A 20,266-nucleotide genomic window follows, 5' to 3' on the forward strand; every position below is an offset into this window, starting at 1 on the left:
ATGTTTATTCATGTTAATCTCACCTCTCGGGTACATATTAACATTTTCAAACACATTTGTACACCTTTTTATTAACTATAGACTTCCTCCTAAATAAATTTTATTATGAATATTATAATCTTTTAAAAGCAAAAAATCACCACATTTTAAATATGGTGATTTTTTATCTATGAATTTGGTTTTATGAATTGGCTATTTATTAATCTTCTTTCTTTTTGCTTAAGAACATGCCTCCAATACTAACTATCATAAGTGCTGCGATTCCAGCTACAGCTTTTAGTACCTTATCACCTGTCTTAGCAGAAGCTTTCTTTGAAGATTTCTTAGTAGTATTTGAAGCATCTTTACTATCTTTTACTGAAGTATTATTATCTTCTGATGCATTACCAGTAGTTTCATTTTCTTTATTAGTGTTATCTTTGCTATCTTCTACTGAAGCATTATTATCTTCTTTGTTACCTTCTGTAGATGAATTATTATTATCTCCTGATACATTGTCAGTAGTTTCATCCTTCTTATTAGTATCTTCTTCCGCATCTGTTGATGGTGCCTTAATTTCTACTGTTGCTATTGGTCCTTGTCCACTCCAATTAGTTGGTGCAGCTATACCTACTTCTGTAGATGCAGATCTCCACCAAGTATCTCCTGCTTCAACCTTGAATGTATAAGTACCAGGTTCTAAATCTTTAATTTCATAACTTGTGTCTGTTGTTGTAAGCGTTCTATTAGCTTGGTTGAATTCACCTTCACCTTGAACCTTTCCATTAACATATACTCTATATCCTAATATAGCATTATCATCAGTAGCAGCACTCCAGCTTAACTTAACACTATTTCCATCAACTACAGCTTTAAGCTCTGAACTCTTTGCCCATGAAGGAGCTTCATCATCAAACTTATCCCAAGTTTTTGCTATTGCTTTAGTATATTCAATTGTATTTCCTTTATCATCTAAAGCTTTAACAGTTATTATATTTTCAGTTCCTTGCTTTAACTTACCAATACTTGCTTGAACTAATCCATTCTTAATCATTCCATTTTGTTCTGAAGCATTTAGTAGTTCTTTTACTTTTTCTCCATTAGCATAGATTTCGTATTTTCTTACGTTATCTCCAGTACATGGGTTAAAGTAAACAGATGTCCATGTATATCCTGTATCCTTAACAGTTATATTAGTATCAGCTGGCGCTTTAATTCCTACAAAATTATCCTCACTTGATGTAGTAACAGTAATGTTTGGTCCATTATCAGTTCTGTTTCCTGTTGCATCTTCTGCCTCAACTACAAACTTGTATGCTACTCCTGGCATTAAACCTGTCTCAGTGTATTCTGTAACATTTCCAACTATTTGTGTATCAGCTAAATCATTACCCACATAAGTTTTTACAATGTAATTTTTAACTGCTACATTATCTTTTGCAGCACTCCATGATAATTTTACAGATTGTGCTGTAACATCATTGCCTGTTACACTTGGATTTTCTGTCCATGCAGGACCTTCCTTAGCATCTTTAACAGAATCTTTTTCTTCTGTTGTACCTGTGAATTTTAGATTTTTGCTATCACTAACTTTCCATTGATTTTCAGGAGTAGAACCTATAAATACTACATCATCAAATGTTGAATTGCTTAATCCTGTAATTGAGTTACCTTTTTGGAAGTTCATAAATTTAACATTATCAAAATCAATGTTATTATGTCCATCTGTAATAGCACCTTCAACTTTAATTGGATCAGCTGTTGTATGTGTTGATACAGTTACATTCTTAATGCTTATATTTTCAAATTTAGCAACAGCTTCTGAAGCTTCAAAGGCTAATATTTGATTTGGATCATTATATTTTGTTGTAAACATAAATGCCTGACTATTAGGGTTTGCCACTGCATTATCTCTTATTAAAACATCGCTAACTCCACCACCGTTAACTGGTGCACTCTTAAATCTAAATGGAGTATCTGAATGATTTGAAACATTATCTTCAGCAAGAATATTTTTAATTCCTGCTCCTGTATGGCTTCCTGCAGCAATTATTCCACCATGTGATTGTCTAACGAAGTTGTTAAAAATTCTAACATTTTCTGCTGGATCATTATATGATGATAATGCACCAAGTCCTGATGCAAAGTTTATAGCATCATCTCCAGTATCAAATGTTGAGTTAAATACTAGACAGTTACTTGTAGAATCTATTCCAATACCATCACCATTGTTATTTCCAAAAGTAAAGTCTTTTATTGAGTTAACAACAAGGTTGTTACATTCTCCAAATGACATTCCATGGAATGCTGGGTTAGTAACTGTTATATCTTCTAAATAAACACCTTCAACACCTTTCATAATCATAAGTGTTGGTCTTGTTGAATAAGCTTGAGCTAATGTATATCCTTGTTCTTGAGCTTTCTTACATGCATCAGCTGCAAGTAATCCATAGCTCTTACTTTCATCATCTTTATTATAAACTTTTGAGTTACTTCCATATGCATAAACTGGTAAGTTATATTCAGCACCAGCTGGATCTAATTCATCCTTTTCTTGATAGCTTGGTTCAGTTGTAAATGTACCATTATTATCATATTTCCATCCATTACCATCTATAATACCTTCACCAACTATTCTGATGTTTTCTATAGAGCCATCTTCAGTAAAGGCATTTAATAATCCCCATGTTCTTCTATCTGTTGAGTAGTTTCTTAATAAATAATTTTGTTCATAATCATCTGCATTAGTAGAACCTGAAAGTACAGCTCCCTTTTGAAGTTCTATTGTAATATTGCTCTTAAGCCATAAAGAACCTGATGTATATGTACCTGCTGGGATTACAACTTTTCCACCTTCTGCACAAGCATCAATTGCACTTTGGATAGCCTTAGTATTAGCTTTTATTTCAGCTTCTCTTCCCTTATAATCTATAATTCTCCCTGTATCCTTAGCACCATAATCTAGTATGTTAAATTCTTGTTTCTTAGGAGTAGTCTTTTGAACTACAGTATTACTTGCTTCTGTTTCAGTTCCATTTGCAAGAACACCTTTTACTGTAAATGTATATTCAGTATCTGGGTTTAAACCTGTTGCTTTAAAAGATAAATTTTGAATTTTGGTATGTTCATTGTTAGTATCTTTAGCATAAAAAGCATCTATATATGCATTAGTAAACTTAGAGTTTTCAGCAAAGTTTTGTTTTGCAGTTCCTACAAGCTTTCCATTTTGGTATACATTATAATCTACTATATTTTCGTAGTTTTGCCCCTTTTCCCAAATTAAAGTTATGCTATCATCATCATAAGCTAAGTTTGGAACCTGTAAATTTACTGGTGCACTTGTAGCGGTATTAACAGCACCATCTACAGCGTATACAGCTGTATCTATTGTACTAATTGTTCCAAGTGCCATAGCTGTAGCAAGTAAAACACTCAACATTTTCTTTTTCATGATTATTCCCCCTAATATTCTTATTTTTTCCGAATTAGTATACAAGTTAATTTTATTCCTTTTTCGAACTTTTGTAAACGGTTTATTTCAAATTTTATTATTAAGCTTATGTTTTTTTGAATTTATCCTAATTTTTTCATTTTTATTCATTTGCGCAAAAAAATATTGGTTAATTTTTACTCAAACCAATATTTAAAATAAATTATTCATTTTTATAAAAATAGCTATTTATATTCTTTGATCCTTCAAGAGATGTTCTTTTTATATATAACACCCCATCTTGTCTTGCTGCTAAACACCATTTAACAAGTTCTATATTTCCATTTTTAATTTCAATAGCTGTAATACATCTAGGATGAACACAGCTTCCATCATTAAAATAAGGAATCTCCCCTACTTCAGGAAACATTGGTCTATGAGTATGTCCAGTAATAACTAAACACTTATTCTCTTCAATCCACTGACTAAATTTCTTTTCAACTACTCTTTTTTTCTTGTGATTTTTTGCTGTACTTGTGGGATCATTCACCCTATATTTTTCTAGTGTCTTCCATAAATATCTTACTAAAAAACGTGTGAAAAGCCATGCTTCATCATTAAAAAAATCTCCTTGATGTCCATGGAGCAATAATATTTTATTTTCAGTATACTTGTATTTTAGAACAAGTGCCTCATGAAACTTCATATTCTTAAATAAGGGTACTTCTTCATTCTTAGAACGATCAAAAAAGCTGCTAAAATTGGCATTAACATATTTTCTATCTTTTTTAACCTTATCATGATTTCCAAAGATACAATATAATCTATTATCCTTTCTAAACTCTGATAAAAGCCAGAATATATTGCTGTAATTTTCTATTATGTCAGAAGCTTTCTTATTCTCCCAAAGCTCATCTCCATCACCTAGTTCTATATAAGTAAATCCATCATTGTAATAATGATTTAGGGCAAAAAAGTATATATCTTGATTTCTTGAAAATCCATCTGATAATCCTCCATCCCCTCGATGACAATCGCTCATAATAACAAATTTAGATTTACTATCAAACTCTACTATTTCAGCATCATTAAAAAGCTTTGTTATCTTTTTCTTAAAGCTCATTTAATTCTACTCCTTATTTATCTTTCCTATCTATTTATATTCCTTTTTTCTCCCCACTGTTACTATCCATATCCCTTTTGCAGCTCTTTAAAATCGTATATTATATATTATTCTGTAACATTAATTTAGGTAAGCTCTAAACCATATGTACTTTTTTAACATTCTATTAAATATATTAATATATGTACTTATTAAGGAGAAATAACCATGAAATTTATCTTATTACTCATAATTGCTGCTGTATCTATTTACTGTCTATACCTATACTTTTCTAATGAAATATCTAAACTAAAGCATAAATTGCTTTTAATTAGTAAATATAATGAAAAATTAAAAAAGGAACTAAGCATAAATAAAAAGAAAAATATCCGCATTAACTTCTCTTCTCCTGAAAATTCCTCAGGACTTCTAAATGATAATATAAAAATATTTATAGCTCCTTTAATGAATTCCTCTGTAATTAGCTCTACTACTTCAAAAGTAGAAGCAAATATAATTGATGAATGTATTATAGATGATATAAGCTGGGTCTATATACGTATACCTTCTGATTCAAATATAAACTGTCATGGATGGGTTAAAAAAGACAATTTTAATATGTTTTATTGTGATAATTTAGATGTATCAATTATTCATGAAGATAGTGAAGGTATATAAAAAGCGTCTAACCTCATGCTTTTTAGCGCAGGAAGTCACTTTTATCTACCCTATAAAATTCTCAGGAGTTAAAAATAGGGTGATGTATCAAAATACCTTTTATACATCACCCTTATTATCATTTAAATATAAACATAGCTATTACATAAACAACTATAATAAGTATTAGTGGTATATTTATAATACTTTCCTTTTCACTATTTCCTCTATAACCTTCCTCACTTAAAGGCATTCCATATACTAACTTTCTTTCATAATCCCATCTTTCAAGCATTTTAAGTAACTTAAATATAAGACCAAATATACATATTCCAACTATTACTGCTACATTTATATACATCATTTTTTGATCAAAGGATAGAGCAGTTAAATCAATGCTATCAGAAGCTTCTGTTACAGTACTAGTACTAAGTGAAGCTATTTTTTGCATTGTAACAGACATAGAATTAACTGTAAAATGTACAATCATTGATGAAAAAATGCTATTTGTTACTCTTACTAAGTATGCCATTACAAATCCTAATACACTAGCATATAAAAACTGATGAAGATCTAAGTGAAATATTCCAAAAAATATTCCTGTAACTAATGCTGCTTTAAACTTGGATTGATTATTATATCCTGAAAGTACAATACCTCTTAAGGTTACTTCCTCTGTTATAGCTGGCATAACTCCAAATAATAATATCATAACTACATATGGTGTTGATGATATAGATGTCATATAATCTCCAATATTATTATGAACAAATAAAGAACTAATTAAAGCTGTACATGTCATTAGTGGATACATCAAGACTGCTATAAGTAGTATCACTCCTATATCCTCAATATGTAATTTATTTAATCTCAAAGTCTTCTTAACACTTTTTTTAGTTACTATAAAATAAATAACTGCTGGAACTAAAAAAAGAATTATATGACTAAGAACTAATTTTATTCTTGTGTCTCTGATACCTGCAAAGTAAAATACATATGCCAATACAAAAGGAATAAAGATTGAACCTAATAGTATAAGCAAGAAATATATGTTACTTCTATATAAATCGTTCTTACATATTTTTTTCATTAAAATTTTTCTCCTTAAATTTTCATTATGCTGTATATTTTATAAATAATATGGGAATATTTATTAATGAAGCGAGATGCTTTTATAATCGCCTCTCCCCCATTTTATTTATATACGTTTCAATCCCTCTTAATTTATTTAAGTGGGATTGATTCTTTTTTAACCTATATTATCTTCTAATATAGCTCTTCTTACCTTATCTAATGCTTCAACAGCAGCCTTAGTTCTAACTTCTTGTCTATTTCCTGTAAATACATGTCTATATGCTTTTACTTTTCCCTTATAATAAACTCCTATATATACAAGTCCAACTGGCTTTTCTTTAGTTCCACCTCCAGGGCCTGCTATCCCTGTTGTAACTACAGAAATATCTGAACCTGTTCTTTTAGCTATTCCAAGAGCCATTTCTCTTGCTGTTTCTTCACTTACTGCTCCAACTGCTGCTAAAGTTTCTTCCTTAACCTTTAAAGTTCTCATTTTAGCTTCATTAGAATATGTTACAGCACCTTCTAAGAAAGCTTCTGATATACCTGGATAGTTAATAAGTCTTGCAGCTATCATTCCTCCGGTACAAGATTCTGCTGTGGAAATTGTAAGCTTCTTATTAATTAATAAGTCTCCTACTACATCCTCAATTTTTACATCTTCACCTTCTGCATAGCAATTGATTCCAAACCTATCTTTTATTATTTCTTTTATAGGCTTAATTAATCTTGCTGCTTCTTCTTCAGTTTCAGCTTTAGCTGTTATTCTAAATATAATATCCTCTTCTTTAGCATATGGTGCAACTGTTGGATTAATACCTGAAACCATTAAATCTTTTAATTTTTCTGCCGCCATACTTTCAGTAACACCTAAAAGCCTTATTGTTTCTGACTTAATTACTCCATTTCCCTTTATACTCAAATATGGTTTTACATAATTCATATACATAGGTTTCATCTCTCTTGGAGGTCCAGGTAAGATTATAATAACTTTATTATTCTTTTCTAATATAGCTCCAGGTGCTGTTCCATTAGGATTATCTAAAACTATAGCTTCCTTTGGAAAATATGCCTGCTTCAAATTATTTTTAGTAAGCTCTTTACCTGTTTTATTAAATATATTTACTAATTCATCATAAGATTTTTTATGAAGCTCCATTTCCATTCCAAAGTATTTACATGCTGTTTCTTTAGTTAAATCATCTCCTGTTGGTCCAAGCCCTCCTGTAGTAATTACAATATCGCTTCTCTTTAAGGCAGTGTCAAAAGCATCAAATAATCTTTCTTCATTGTCTCCTACAACTTCTTGATTATAAACGCCTATTCCTATAGACGCTAATTCTTTAGATAAAAACTGTGCATTAGTGTTAACTATATCACCTAATAATATTTCTGTTCCTACTGCAATTAATTCAGCTCTCATTTAAATATCACTCCCTTATAATAATTATTATTTAAAATTATAACATAGCTCCTTCTAGATGCTTTTTATCATTTATGTATTCAAACTCAAAACCTTCTCCACTATCAATTACCTTTGTTAAAGAAGTTTGTCCCATTACTTCTGGATAGTATTTATTATCTTTACTGAAATATTTATATATAGCTAAAAGAGCAGCACCATGTGTAACTATAAAAATAGTCTTCCCTTTTTCTTTTTCTAATATTTTATCTAGAGCCATGCTTGTCCTTTTATATAATTCTTTTAAAGATTCCCCATTTGGAGCTTTAGCATCCTCTTCATAATTAAATATACCGTCAATTTCTTTTCCCTTACCTTCTGATTTAAGTTCTTCCCTAGTTCTTCCTTCATAGTCTCCAAAACTTAATTCCTTAAGGCCTTCTTCTTCAATTATCTCTATATCTCTATCTCCACGTATAATCTTAGCTGTTTCCATTGTCCTTTTTAATGGACTTGAATAAATACGATCTATATGTACGTCTTTCATTCTCTTATTAAGAAGCTTAGCTTGATTTATTCCCTTCTCAGTAAGATCTGAATTTTTTTGTCCTTGTAGTCTATAGTCAATGTTCCAAATAGTTTGACCGTGTCTTGTGATATATACTGTTGTCATTGAAATTCCTCCATTTAAAAAAGGGTCATGTAATAATTACAATAGACCCCTTCTTTATATTTATATAAATATTATTTTTATTTTCTATTGATTATTCTTACTTTCTAATATTGCTAAGGCAACTGCTCCAACAACACCAGCATTAGTTCCAAGTCCTGCTGGTACAACTTCACAGTTCTCTGACATTACTTTGAAGCATCTCTTCTTAACAACTTCTCTTACTCTGTTAAATAGAATATCGCCAACTTGAGTTACCCCTCCCCCTATTATAACCATTTCTGGGTCAAAAATCGATACTGCATTTGCTACACCAATTCCTAAGTAATCTAAAGCTTCATCTCTTATCTCCTTAGCAACTTCATCACCTTTTCCTGCTTCTAAGAATACTTCATATGAAGTAATTTTATCATACTGCTTTAATGAAGTTTCTACATTAGTGCTAACAGCTTCTTGTCCTCTTCTTCCTATAGCCGTACCTGATGAAACAGCTTCAAGACATCCAATATTTCCACAATTACATCTTGGACCATTTGGAGCTACTGTTGTATGTCCAATTTCTAGAGCATTGCAAGTACTTCCTCTATAGATGTTACCATTAACTATGGCGCCACCTCCAACTCCAGTACTTACTGTAAAGAACACTACATTCTTCTTTCCTTTTCCTGCTCCAAACATAAATTCACCAATTGTAGCTACATTAGCATCATTATCTAAGTATACAGGTATGTCAAATCTTTCTTTAATTGGTGATGTAACATTAAAGTTCTTAAATGGAAGATTTGGTGTTGTAATTATAATCCCTGTATTTGAATTAAGTGGTCCTGGTGAACCTATTCCTATTGATTCTACATCAGTAGTTTTTACATTAGCCTTTGATAGCACTTCTTCAATAGTTCCTATTATTCTATTTAATACAGGCATTTCTCCCTCAACTGCATTAGTTGGAACTACTATATTACTAATAATATTTCCATCAAAATCAGATAAAGCAGTACTTATTTTTGTTCCACCTAAGTCTATTCCAATAACATATTTTTTCATATAAACCTCCTCAACACGCAATAAATATCTACACTATTATTGTAAGTTGTATTATATGAAAAATAAAGTATAATATGGAAATTATTTTAATTTATATGCGTAAATGTGATAAGTTCCTTCATTATCATATTCCTCTTTCCAAATACAGAAACAATTATTTTTTAAAATAGAATTAATAATATTTATTTCAGTATTCCCGTTATTATTCAAGGTTATAGTAAAGTTATCATCTATGTCTACAACCCCAAGATAATCATGAATATTACTATAATCACTTAATCCTATACTGCCATCAATATCCATTCTGTAATCTGACATTAACTATCCTCCCAAAAATTCATTCTCTGAGCTTATTTTTCTCAGCCTATTCCCTTTATATACATATCTTTCATGTTTTTCATGAGAACAAAGTAGCTGATGCCACGCTTTTCAGCGCAGAAAGCAACTTTGTAAAGCCTGTCAAAAGGTTCTAAAAGCAGAATAAATTCATCTTAAAATACATTTAATTATTTTGCTTTTTGGTTCTTTTGCGGCACTATATTTTTGTTTTTAACGCATTGGACAACTTACATACCAAAAAGCTTGCAATAATCAGTGTTCGCTGTCAAAGAAATTTAAAACTTTCCTATGCGTTAAAAAAGGGTATAAATCTATACCCTCTTTATTTTATGCTTCATTCTTTAATTCTTTTAACTCTTTATTCTTTTCTATAATCTTCAATGCTTCTGCTGGAGGAACTTCTTCATACTTATCAAGATTCATAGTAAAGCTTCCTTTTGCCTGAGTAATAGATCTTAAATCAGTAGCATACTTAAATAGCTCTGACATTGGTGCTTCTGCAATTAGTTTTTGATACTTTCCTTCAGGTTCCATACCTAAAACTTTTCCACGTTTCTTATTTAAATCACCAATTACATCTCCCATATATTCATCTGGAATAATAATCTCCATATGCATTACAGGCTCTAATAAAATTGATTTTGCTTGTTCTAAGCCCTTCTTATATGCAATTGAGGCAGCTACCTTAAATGCCATTTCTGAAGAATCTACAGGGTGATAAGAACCATCGTGAAGAGTTGCTTTTAATCCTATTACAGGATATCCAGCTAGTACCCCATGTTTAATACAGTCTCTTAATCCTTTTTCTACTGCAGGAATAAAGTTTCTAGGAACAGCTCCTCCAACTACCTTATCAACAAATTCTAAATCCTTCTCTCCATTATTTCTTGGTTCAAATATAATCTTAACATCACCATATTGTCCATGACCGCCAGATTGTTTCTTATGTTTTCCTTGTACATCAGCTTTGCCTACTACAGTTTCTCTATAAGGTATTTTAGGTTCTCTAAGCATAACCTCTACACCAAATTTATTTTTAAGCTTACTTGCTATTACATCAAGATGAGTTTCTCCAAGCCCTGAAATAATAGTTTCAGCATTTTCTAAGTCTCTTGTTATTGTAAATACAGGATCTTCATCTAATAACTTATTTAAAGATAATGATATCTTATCTTCATCACCTTTGCTCTTAGGAAGTACTGCCATGGACATTACTGGTTCTGGAAAATTCATCTTGTCATAAGTAACTTTAAAGCTGCAATCACATAATGTATCTCCTGTGGATGTATATTGTAATTTAGCAACTGCTCCAATATCACCAGCTACAATTTTATTTGAAGGGATTTGAGATTTACCCCTTACAAAGAATATATGATTTAACTTTTCAAGCTTATCTTTATTTGAATTAACAACACTTATATCACTTGTTAGTTCTCCTGTCATAACTCTAAATAAAGAAATCTTTCCTACAAAAGGATCTGCTATTGTTTTAAAAACTAATGCTGAGAAAGGTTTTTCTTGATCTAACTTAACAGAAATCTCCTCATTATTATCTAATCTTACGGCCTTTTGACTTAGTGCATGTTTAGGTGATGGGAAACATTCTACAATTCCACTTAGAAGGGCATCCATTCCTATTACCTTTAATGAAGAACCACACATTACAGGTGCAATATCTCCAGAAGCACATCCATTAATTAGTCCTTCATATATTTCAAAATCAGATAATTCTCCTTCATTAAAATATTTTTCTAATAAATTTTCATCATTTTCTGCAACAGCTTCAGTAATCATTCTCTTGCATTCATCAATCTTTTCAACAAGCTCCTCTGGAACCTCTTGGGTTTCCATCTTTTTAGTTTTTGGATTATATACTCTTGCTTTCTTTGTGATTATATTTATAACGCCCTTAAAATCGTTTTCAGAACCTATAGGATATTGAATAGGAACTACACTTATTCCAAAACTCTCTTTTAACTCTTTTAAAACATTATCAAAATTTGAATTTTCTCTATCAAGTTTATTTATAAAAAAGGTTCTTGGAAGTTTAATCTTATTACAATATTCCCAAGCTTTTTCAGTACCAACTTGAACTCCAGTCGCTCCACACACAACAATGCTGGCAACATCTACTGCTCTCATAGCTTCAATACTTTCTCCAACAAAATCAAAGTCTCCTGGAATATCAACTAAATTAATTTTTACCTTCTGCCATTCAAGGGGAACTATTGATGCTCCTATTGATATTTTTCTTTTTTTCTCTTCTTGATCAAAATCTGAAATAGTATTTCCCTCTTCTATATTTCCTAATCTTTCAGTTAATCCTGAAGAAAATAGTAATGCCTCTGTTAATGAAGTTTTTCCTGTAGAACTATGCCCCATAATTCCTACATTTCTTAAATTACTTATAGAATAGTCTTTCATAATATACTGTCAAACCCTTAAAATATTTTAAGTTTTGACTTTCACCTGCCTTCCCGAACAATCTGTGGTATATCTTCTTAAGCTGCCCTTTATAATTTTTATGTGTTTTTCTTTGAAAATAGTCTTATAACTTTTTCAAAATTGCTTTAATATTCTTATTTTTACCTGCTTATCTGCATATTATGTATACTTCTTCCCCCTAAAAAAATAACGCTGGCAAATGCCAGCGTATATTTAATCCTTTTATTTCTTTTTAAACGCAAATAATTTCATTATTAAAAATGTTACAGGTACCCCTATAATAGCAGCTAATCCATAAGCCACAAAACTTGGTAGACCAAAAATACCAAGTACAATAGCGACTACTATTCTTTGAATTATAAAGTTAGGTATATTAGATATTGCAAACTTTATAAATCTTACAAAAGCAAGCTTCTCTTTAAATGTTACAAAACTATTTAATAAATATGAAATGACTATTCCTGATGCATATCCTAAATCAAATGCTAAATTAGCATTAATAAAGTTTGAATATACAGTAGCTAATATTGTTGTACTAAAAGTATTAACAACTCCAATAAGTACAAAAGTTATAAATTGTTTTGTAAAGAAGGTCTTTGTAAACTTATATATTATAGAATTATTCATTTCATTGCTCCTCAGAATCAGAATTCTTAATTAATGTATCTGCAATAATAAATCTAGGTCTTTGTTTTGTTTCATTATATATCTTTCCTATATATTCACCAATTACTCCTAAAGATAATAATTGAATTCCTCCAAGCATCCATATAGATACTGTTAATGAAGTCCAACCACTTACTGCATTTCCAGTAAATTTAGCTATTAATGAATAAATTAAAGCAACAAAGCTTACTAAGAATATAAAGAACCCTAATCCAGTTATCAATCCTATTGGTTTAATACTTAAGGATGTTATTCCATCTAATGCAAATGCAATCATCTTTTTAAGTGGATATTTTGACTCACCTGCAAATCTTTCATGACGTTCATATTCAACAACTGAACTTTTATATCCTATCATAGGAACTAATCCTCTTAAGAATAAGTTAACTTCTTTAAATTCACTTAATCCTTCTAAAGCTCTCTTACTCATAAGTCTATAATCTGCATGATTATAAACTGTATCTGCTCCTAAAAGAGTCATAAGTTTATAAAATGCTAAAGCTGTATTTCTCTTAAAGAAAGTATCTGTTTTTCTTGATGATCTAACACCATAAACAATATCACTACCGTTATAATATTCTTCAACAAACTTATCAATAACATCTACATCATCTTGAAGGTCTGCATCTAATGATATAGTCATATCTGCATACTCCTTAGCTGTCATAAGTCCTGCAAGAAGAGCATTTTGGTGTCCTTTATTTCTTGAAAGATTTACTCCACTAAAAATTTCATTAGACTCATGAAGCTCTTCAATTATGCTCCAAGTCTTATCTTTCGACCCATCATTTACGAACAATATTTTACTGTCTCTTTTTATAATGTTCTTGTCCATCATGCTGGTAATCTTCTCTAGAAGTCTTTTTGATGTTTCATGTAGTACCTCTTCTTCATTGTAGCAAGGTATAACTAGATATAATGTTTCTTTCATAAATTTTTTCACCTCTAAAATTATTTTGAAAAGTAATCTTTCTTTATTATCTGTGAGCCAATTCCATAAGCATTAAGCAAATGCTCTTTTTCTTCTTCACTAGATACATTTCCCACAATCTCATTACCTTTAATTGCAGTTGCATCTCTATTAGTATTAACTAAATTTCTTCCCATTGATGTATTTATATATTTTTCTTTATCAACACCTAATAAATAACTTACAGTTGGAATTAAATCAACTTGTCCTCCATGAGCTGTAATTTCTTTATTTGGCATATCTTTTGAATATATTATTAGCGGAATCTTATGGTCTACTTCTTTCCACCAGTCACCTTCATAAGATAATTCCTGAATAGAGTCATTATAATACTTATGTACACCAGTATGGTCTCCATAAATAACCACTACAGTGTTGTCTAATAATCCCTCTTCTTGAAGCATATTAAAGAACATTTCAATTTGCTTATCTGTATAGTGAACACTTTCAAAGTATCCTCCCAAATAATTTTCATCTATTTCTTTTGGAAGATTTAATTCTCTATATTTTTTATCAATATTAAAAGGTCCATGACTTGATAAGGTTGGCGCCTGTATAAAGAATGGTTTATCTTCATTTTCTACCTTCTCAGCAATCTGTCTTAAAAAACTTTTATCTGAAAGTCCATACCCAACAGTTTCTTCATATTTATAATCCCTTATACTCCAAAGAGTTTCAGAATCAAAAGAATTTCTATGTATTTCACTCCAGTTAAATTCTCCTGGTTCTTCTGCATGGGTACTTATTGTTGTATACCCTTCACTTTCAAGTATTTTAGGTAAGGAATTTGAATAAGTATTAACTCCATAATTAAGAGCTGTAATTTCATCTCCTAAAGGAAAGACTGATGTATTAACTAAAAAGTCACAGTCTATACTATTACCTGCATTATTTTGTTCATAAAAATTACTAAAGTATAAACCTTCCTTTGTAAGTTTATTAAGAAATGGTGTTATTTCTTGACCATTTGCAGTCTTATTAATTACAAAGTTCTCTAATGATTCAATTTGAAGAAATATAACATTTTTTCCTTTTAAAATTCCACTATATTCATTATCCTCTAAATTTTCATTATTATTACTAATCCACTCATTAATTGCTTCATCATTTCTCTCACTTGAAGCCTTAACTTTCTTTCCTAAAGTTTTTCCTGCTTCTACAATATGATATCCCATAGGACCTGGTGCATTAGCTGTCATTTCGTAATACCAGCCACTCTTTGTTATCTTATCGCACCACTCTCCTAATCCAATAATGTCTAAAGCTACGTATGAAAGCAATATTACTATGATAGAATATCTAAATGTAAAACTAAACTTTCTTTTGCTTCTTTCTTCATTATTATTAACCTTTTTAATAGCAATCCATAATACTACTAGCACTATATCTATAATAAAAACAACATCAATAATATTAAAATTAATTAATGACCCTTTCATTACATTAAAGGTCCCAGGATAAAGTATATTCTTTAATCCATAAACATCTCTATTAACTCTGTAATACCATAAATCAACAATAAGCATCGCACTATATAACGCATTGTACCCTATTAAAAATACTATTTGTTTATTCTTTGATAGAAGGTATCCAAATGAATAAAATAACAATATGAAAGCAGCATAAATAAATGCATATTTAATGTTAATATTTATAAATTTTAGTGTAACTGCATCACTTACTTTAACTAATGTCATAAATAAAACCGTCTTTATAAGGAGAGCAGTTACTGTTTCAAAACGTAATCTGCTTATATCAGTTTTAAAGATTTTCTTAACTAAAGCTACTACATCTAAACCAAAATTTATAATAAAATTTTTTAATTTGTTCATAGTATTAAATCCTTACTCCTTTTTTATCAAAAGCATTTTTGCACAAATTAACAATTTTATCAAATATATAATTTGCACATATTAAAAGCATTATATCAAAAATAAAATTAAATAAATATAATTGCTTTGCAGTATCTGCATGCCCATTACCAACTAAAGGCATAGGGAATTGCACGGCTCCAATAAGCATTACACACCACATAAGAATGATTTTACTTACTAATTTTTTATCTTCCTTATTTTTAATTAACTTCCATAAAGAAAATAGGAACATTACTAAATATACACCTACTATGAACCATAAATTAGCTGGAAGATTGTTTTCTCTAAATTCAGACCAGGTAGTAAATCTACTAAGCTCAGTTATAGATTCTTCACTATAATCTCTTGAAGTTTTCCCAAGTGAAGTACTAGTGATAAAGGCTTTACTAGCTGAATACTCCATACCTTTTATCAATCTTAAAGGATGTGTTAAATAAAATTTAGCTAGCTTAGAATTTCCCATTTTACTATAGAACTCTTCTTCCGTAATCTCTGTTCTAGGAACATATTTAACGTATTCATCTTCATCTAAATAAGAATGTTTTCCTGCTTCTATTGCCATGTCAGGATTTAATCCCATATCTATTAAATCTTGCTCTGGAGTATCTGAATCATATAGTACTCCATAAAATACAGAATTATACTGAGTATCTTTGCTTATGTTTCCATTAGTTACGCTTATCTCTAAAGGATATATAACTACTATTGCAAAAATAATCATAAGTTTTCTCATAGTTTTCTTATCAAAAGCAGATTTATTTTCCCAAAGCATTTTTCCTAAAAGTATAATTACAAATGGTAGTGCAGTTAAAACTTGCATTTTTGATCCTAAAAATAAGAACGCACAAACGAAAACAAAGTAAATTCTTTTTAATAATTTTCCTTGATCCTCACCTTCATATTTGTAGTTTATATAACTTAAATATGCTGCTATAAGTAGTATAGTTGTACTTATCATCATAGGCTCGCCATATAAACTATTGAACCACATTAAATAGTTTCCATCAAAAAATACAAATAAAAATGAAATTCCTGCAAACAGATATTTCATCCTGCTATCTAACTTTAAATTTTTTAACAAAAGAACTATCCCAAAAATATATAGTATACTATATGCAATTGCCAAGTATTCAGTCTTAAATACATCACTCCATAGTAGCTTACATATTATATTTATTATTCCTATTAAATATCCAATACTAGATCCAGCTATGGTTGTAAAGACAGTAAATATATTAGGTGAAATTTTATAATCTGTAACAATATAGTCATAAAATCTCACAAAGTCTGGATTAGCAGTGTCAGAATCTAATAATGACAGCCCTGCTGCAGACATAACTCTATCAAAGTCTCCTTGATCGGCAACCCCTTGAATAGGTGACTTAAAAATTACATATACAACAATGGAAACTGCTAAAATAATAAACAAACTTAAGGATAATTTTCCTTTGTTTTTTTTGATGTTTTCCTTAAAATTCATTAAGAAACTCCTCCATTATTTAATTTAAAAACACTATTTTTTATTATACCATTATTCTACAGTATTTATTTATACATTTTATAAAAAATATCTTAATTATTACTTTAATATTCTATATGTTCATATATTTTTTACTTTTCCATATATGATATAATAAATATATAACTTATTTTCAATTTAGGAGATTTTTTTCAATGAAGAGACTTAAAAAAAATATATCAGTTATCATAGCTATTATTTGTTCTATTGCTTTATTTTATGGAATTTTATTTTACTTTAGTTTCTTTCAAGGAAATGTATATGTAGATGATAATATTGTTTCTTCAAAGTACAAAGTAGATGATGATTTTAAATCTGTGTATACTTCAAAGGTAAATTTTGATGATCTTCCTGTCTCTAAGATATCTGATGATATTAAAGTAAAAATATTAGGTGCAGATATTCCATCAGACTCTATTTATGAAAAATCATTAAGATATTACATACCTCTAAATTTAGTATCAGCACAAGTAAACTATAATACTATAAAAGAGAACGATAAAATTGTTCTAGAGAATGGTGTAAACACAATTGTTTTTTATAATAATAGCTGTTTTTTAAATGGACAAGTTTATGATTTAAGAGGAAAATTATTAAATAAAAATAATGAATTATGTATTTCTATTTCAGACATAGAATACTTATTCAACCTTACTGCTACATTTGATTTTGATAACAAAGAAATATCACTTTTAGAAGAATTAGATAATTCTAAAATAGGAATATCAGAAATTCCTACTAATGGAAAGGCTGCATTATTAAGACTTGAAGACTTTTCTGCAGGTTATGGTGCTTTAAATGCTGAAAATCAATTAAAATATAAATGTATTGGAAAGCTTTTAAAAGATAATGCAATAAAGTTTCACGTAGCTTGGGTTCCTAGATTTATATCTCCTTCTAATAACATCGATAATGATTTACTTACAAACAATACATTAGAGAATGTTGGCTTTATAGATACTCTTGATTATTTCATTAATTGTGGAGCTGAAATTGGTCTTCACGGCTATACTCATCAATATGGAGATGATACAAGCCTTAATGGTATAGAGTTATCATATAAATATAATAATTCTGAAGAAGATACTAGAAAGGTAATTGAAAATGCAATAGATTCTGCTGCAAGTTTAAATATACCTTGCTCTTTCTTTGAAAGTCCTCATTATAAAGCTTCACGCAAACAAAAAAAGATTATCGAAGAATATTTTCAATTTTTATATGAACCGAAAAATATATTAGAATATAATGAACTTGAAAAACATGATGATAATCTATATATACCAACACCATTAGATTATGTAGCAAATTTAGATACTTCAAAAATAGAGAAGGGGTTAAAATCACCAAGACCAAACGAATTGGCTAGTTTATTTTATCATCCTGCTCTAGAATTACAATTTATTAATGTATCTATATCGGAATCAAAAATACAAGTTGACTATGATACTTCATCACCTTTATGTAAAATTGTTAAATCAATAAAAGATAATAACTATGTACCTATATATGTAACTGATTTTAAAAAATAAAAAATAGAGAAAGTATTATTACTTATAAATAATACTTTCTCTATTTTTTTTACTGCCTATTATAGCAGTAATTAAAGAAGCAAAAATCCCTCCTGATGTATCAATTAAAACATCTTTAAATGCTGCTACTCTTCCAGGTATAAAATACTGATGGAATTCATCTGAGCATGCATATAAGAAGACACATAAGACTCCCATAATTAAGGATTTCTTCTTTGAATAATACATATTTAAAACTCTAAAGACTAATATATACAATATAAAATATTCAGTAAAATGAGCACCTTTTCTAATAATAAAAGTAGCTAAATCACCAAAAATACTATTTAAATCTATACCTAAGTATGAAAAAACTATTAATACTAATTTACTTTGTTCACTAGATTCATTTCCTGGCGTTTGTGACATTATAAATATAAACATCACCCATACAATAAGGAAAATCCATCTTAATATTTTTTTCGTATTGTTTTTCATTTTTTATCAACTTCTCACCTTTTATTGTTTTTCTACAATATACTTATTTATATACGCTAATGATTCCTCTAATAAATTCTGAGCTCGTTCTAAAGATTCTACTTTCATTTCTAAATTACAAACTCTTTGATCTACTCTATACATTAATTCCTTTATATCTTGCAATAATTTCGCTTCATAGGAAACTTGTACTCCATCTGAATCAATATACACCTTTTCTGGCGCACCTCCACATTTAGTACACTTTGCATATATTCCTTCTTTCTCTACATCCTTAAATAACTTGAATGCATCATTATTACAAACAGAGCAGCTAGAAATTATAGTAAAGTCATAATAACTAACATCAAATAAATATTTGCTACCACAATCTTTGCATGTAGCTTGAAGATTGTTATCTACTGTTTCTATATAAAAAGTATTTCCACAGCAACCCTCTTTTTGACAAACTACTGTCCTAACCATATATTAGCACCCCTTTATTATAAAAAAAGATTTATTCTATCTTTTTATATGCTAACATACTTTTTTTTATTACTAATCAATTATCTGTTTATTGTTGAGTAATATTCTCTATTTCCAATTCTATCGCTTGTATTTTTACATCAATTTCTTCAGTTTTCTTTCCAGCTAATAAGATTCTTCTCTTTTCTAATTTTAATTCTTTTAGCTCTTTTTCTAATTCTTCTATACTACGCACAAAAGCACTCTCCATTCTTTAAGGATCTTTTTCCTTATAAAATAAACTGTATCCTGAATTAAAGATTATTAACCAACCAAATATGATTTTATATAACCTATAATATAGATTATATAAAATTTATGTTATATTGTACATATTTATCTGTTTCTATTTTATTATAACTTTCGGCATTTTTTAACTCTATACTACATTTTTTATACAAATAACTATTACAAAAATCAAATTATTTTAAAAAGAATCTATGTTATTAAAGTTCTTTAAAATAAAAAAATAAAGCTATGAATTAGCTTCATAGCTTTATATATATGGTGGAGATAAAGAGATTCGAACTCTTGACCCCCTGCGTGCAAGGCAGGTGCTCTCCCAACTGAGCTATACCCCCATAA

17 protein-coding genes and 1 tRNA gene are annotated in these 20,266 nt (G+C 29.3%); 2 read left to right on the forward strand and 16 right to left on the reverse strand.

Features of this window, described 5'->3' with window-relative positions; genetic code table 11:
- Positions 1-199: 199 nt before the first annotated feature.
- Together BM384_RS07710 and BM384_RS07715 are read right to left on the reverse strand one after the other, a co-directional pair.
- Entirely contained in the window at positions 200-3,430 is a 3,231-nt protein-coding gene (locus BM384_RS07710; protein WP_090012618.1) for a fibronectin type III domain-containing protein, read from the reverse strand.
- Positions 3,431-3,632: 202 nt separating this feature from the next.
- Positions 3,633-4,532 (reverse strand): metallophosphoesterase, encoded by a 900-nt coding sequence (locus tag BM384_RS07715; protein ID WP_090012619.1) that lies wholly within the window; start codon positions 4,530-4,532, stop codon positions 3,633-3,635.
- A 207-nt stretch (positions 4,533-4,739) separates the two neighbouring features.
- Here BM384_RS07715 and BM384_RS07720 point away from each other — a divergent pair, with 207 nt between their 5' ends.
- Entirely contained in the window at positions 4,740-5,189 is a 450-nt protein-coding gene (locus BM384_RS07720; protein ID WP_090012621.1) for a hypothetical protein, read from the forward strand.
- A 118-nt stretch (positions 5,190-5,307) separates the two neighbouring features.
- Here BM384_RS07720 and BM384_RS07725 read toward each other — a convergent pair whose 3' ends face one another.
- From BM384_RS07725 to BM384_RS07770, 10 genes are all read right to left on the reverse strand, one after another.
- A complete protein-coding gene (locus BM384_RS07725; RefSeq protein ID WP_090012623.1) occupies positions 5,308-6,258 on the reverse strand; it encodes a CPBP family intramembrane glutamic endopeptidase in 951 nt (316 codons plus the stop codon).
- A gap of 159 nt (positions 6,259-6,417) precedes the next feature.
- The gene (locus tag BM384_RS07730; protein ID WP_090012624.1) at positions 6,418-7,665 is read right to left on the reverse strand and encodes a competence/damage-inducible protein A; all 1,248 of its coding nucleotides are present in this window, start codon (positions 7,663-7,665) and stop codon (positions 6,418-6,420) included.
- Between the two features lie 37 nt (positions 7,666-7,702).
- Entirely contained in the window at positions 7,703-8,317 is a 615-nt protein-coding gene (locus tag BM384_RS07735) for a histidine phosphatase family protein (protein WP_090012625.1), read from the reverse strand.
- 84 nt (positions 8,318-8,401) lie between these two features.
- Positions 8,402-9,358 (reverse strand): ROK family protein, encoded by a 957-nt coding sequence (locus tag BM384_RS07740; protein ID WP_090012627.1) that lies wholly within the window; start codon positions 9,356-9,358, stop codon positions 8,402-8,404.
- An 81-nt stretch (positions 9,359-9,439) separates the two neighbouring features.
- On the reverse strand, positions 9,440-9,676 hold the full coding sequence (locus tag BM384_RS07745) for a hypothetical protein (protein ID WP_090012629.1): 237 nt from the start codon (positions 9,674-9,676) through the stop codon (positions 9,440-9,442).
- A gap of 348 nt (positions 9,677-10,024) precedes the next feature.
- Entirely contained in the window at positions 10,025-12,121 is a 2,097-nt protein-coding gene (fusA, locus tag BM384_RS07750) for an elongation factor G (RefSeq protein ID WP_090012631.1), read from the reverse strand.
- Positions 12,122-12,364: 243 nt separating this feature from the next.
- Positions 12,365-12,769 carry a GtrA family protein gene (locus BM384_RS07755; protein ID WP_090012633.1) on the reverse strand — a complete coding sequence of 135 codons (405 nt, stop codon included), beginning with the start codon at positions 12,767-12,769 and terminating at the stop codon, positions 12,365-12,367.
- 1 nt (position 12,770) lies between these two features.
- On the reverse strand, positions 12,771-13,739 hold the full coding sequence (locus BM384_RS07760; protein ID WP_090012635.1) for a glycosyltransferase family 2 protein: 969 nt from the start codon (positions 13,737-13,739) through the stop codon (positions 12,771-12,773).
- A 20-nt stretch (positions 13,740-13,759) separates the two neighbouring features.
- Positions 13,760-15,610 (reverse strand): LTA synthase family protein, encoded by a 1,851-nt coding sequence (locus tag BM384_RS07765; RefSeq protein WP_090012637.1) that lies wholly within the window; start codon positions 15,608-15,610, stop codon positions 13,760-13,762.
- A gap of 4 nt (positions 15,611-15,614) precedes the next feature.
- Positions 15,615-17,132 (reverse strand): glycan biosynthesis hexose transferase WsfD, encoded by a 1,518-nt coding sequence (locus BM384_RS07770; protein ID WP_090012639.1) that lies wholly within the window; start codon positions 17,130-17,132, stop codon positions 15,615-15,617.
- A gap of 194 nt (positions 17,133-17,326) precedes the next feature.
- On the opposite strand from BM384_RS07770, the gene BM384_RS07775 reads away from it, so the two are divergent.
- Positions 17,327-18,700, forward strand: a complete 1,374-nt coding sequence (locus BM384_RS07775; RefSeq protein ID WP_090012641.1) for a DUF2334 domain-containing protein — start codon at positions 17,327-17,329, stop codon at positions 18,698-18,700.
- Between the two features lie 18 nt (positions 18,701-18,718).
- On the opposite strand, the gene BM384_RS07780 is transcribed toward BM384_RS07775, so the two are convergent.
- The 4 genes from BM384_RS07780 to BM384_RS07790 all read right to left on the reverse strand — a co-directional run bounded on the left by BM384_RS07780 (position 18,719) and on the right by BM384_RS07790 (position 20,262).
- The gene (locus BM384_RS07780; RefSeq protein ID WP_090012643.1) at positions 18,719-19,177 is read right to left on the reverse strand and encodes a VanZ family protein; all 459 of its coding nucleotides are present in this window, start codon (positions 19,175-19,177) and stop codon (positions 18,719-18,721) included.
- A gap of 21 nt (positions 19,178-19,198) precedes the next feature.
- The gene (locus tag BM384_RS07785; RefSeq protein ID WP_090012645.1) at positions 19,199-19,642 is read right to left on the reverse strand and encodes a hypothetical protein; all 444 of its coding nucleotides are present in this window, start codon (positions 19,640-19,642) and stop codon (positions 19,199-19,201) included.
- A gap of 88 nt (positions 19,643-19,730) precedes the next feature.
- Entirely contained in the window at positions 19,731-19,877 is a 147-nt protein-coding gene (locus tag BM384_RS17625) for a hypothetical protein (protein ID WP_175537315.1), read from the reverse strand.
- A gap of 309 nt (positions 19,878-20,186) precedes the next feature.
- Positions 20,187-20,262, reverse strand: a tRNA-Ala gene (locus BM384_RS07790).
- Positions 20,263-20,266: the final 4 nt, after the last annotated feature.

This window comes from Clostridium sp. DSM 8431, assembly GCF_900116755.1.
GTDB lineage: Bacteria > Bacillota > Clostridia > Clostridiales > Clostridiaceae > Clostridium.

Bases quoted from the DNA above. Each gene is read 5' to 3' on its own strand.
- BM384_RS07710 (WP_090012618.1), bottom strand. From the start codon at position 3,430: ATGAAAAAGAAAATGTTGAGTGTTTTACTTGCTACAGCTATGGCACTT.
- BM384_RS07715 (WP_090012619.1), bottom strand. From the start codon at position 4,532: ATGAGCTTTAAGAAAAAGATAACAAAGCTTTTTAATGATGCTGAAATA.
- BM384_RS07720 (WP_090012621.1), top strand. From the start codon at position 4,740: ATGAAATTTATCTTATTACTCATAATTGCTGCTGTATCTATTTACTGT.
- BM384_RS07725 (WP_090012623.1), bottom strand. From the start codon at position 6,258: ATGAAAAAAATATGTAAGAACGATTTATATAGAAGTAACATATATTTC.
- BM384_RS07730 (WP_090012624.1), bottom strand. From the start codon at position 7,665: ATGAGAGCTGAATTAATTGCAGTAGGAACAGAAATATTATTAGGTGAT.
- BM384_RS07735 (WP_090012625.1), bottom strand. From the start codon at position 8,317: ATGACAACAGTATATATCACAAGACACGGTCAAACTATTTGGAACATT.
- BM384_RS07740 (WP_090012627.1), bottom strand. From the start codon at position 9,358: ATGAAAAAATATGTTATTGGAATAGACTTAGGTGGAACAAAAATAAGT.
- BM384_RS07745 (WP_090012629.1), bottom strand. From the start codon at position 9,676: ATGTCAGATTACAGAATGGATATTGATGGCAGTATAGGATTAAGTGAT.
- fusA (WP_090012631.1), bottom strand. From the start codon at position 12,121: ATGAAAGACTATTCTATAAGTAATTTAAGAAATGTAGGAATTATGGGG.
- BM384_RS07755 (WP_090012633.1), bottom strand. From the start codon at position 12,769: ATGAATAATTCTATAATATATAAGTTTACAAAGACCTTCTTTACAAAA.
- BM384_RS07760 (WP_090012635.1), bottom strand. From the start codon at position 13,739: ATGAAAGAAACATTATATCTAGTTATACCTTGCTACAATGAAGAAGAG.
- BM384_RS07765 (WP_090012637.1), bottom strand. From the start codon at position 15,610: ATGAACAAATTAAAAAATTTTATTATAAATTTTGGTTTAGATGTAGTA.
- BM384_RS07770 (WP_090012639.1), bottom strand. From the start codon at position 17,132: ATGAATTTTAAGGAAAACATCAAAAAAAACAAAGGAAAATTATCCTTA.
- BM384_RS07775 (WP_090012641.1), top strand. From the start codon at position 17,327: ATGAAGAGACTTAAAAAAAATATATCAGTTATCATAGCTATTATTTGT.
- BM384_RS07780 (WP_090012643.1), bottom strand. From the start codon at position 19,177: ATGAAAAACAATACGAAAAAAATATTAAGATGGATTTTCCTTATTGTA.
- BM384_RS07785 (WP_090012645.1), bottom strand. From the start codon at position 19,642: ATGGTTAGGACAGTAGTTTGTCAAAAAGAGGGTTGCTGTGGAAATACT.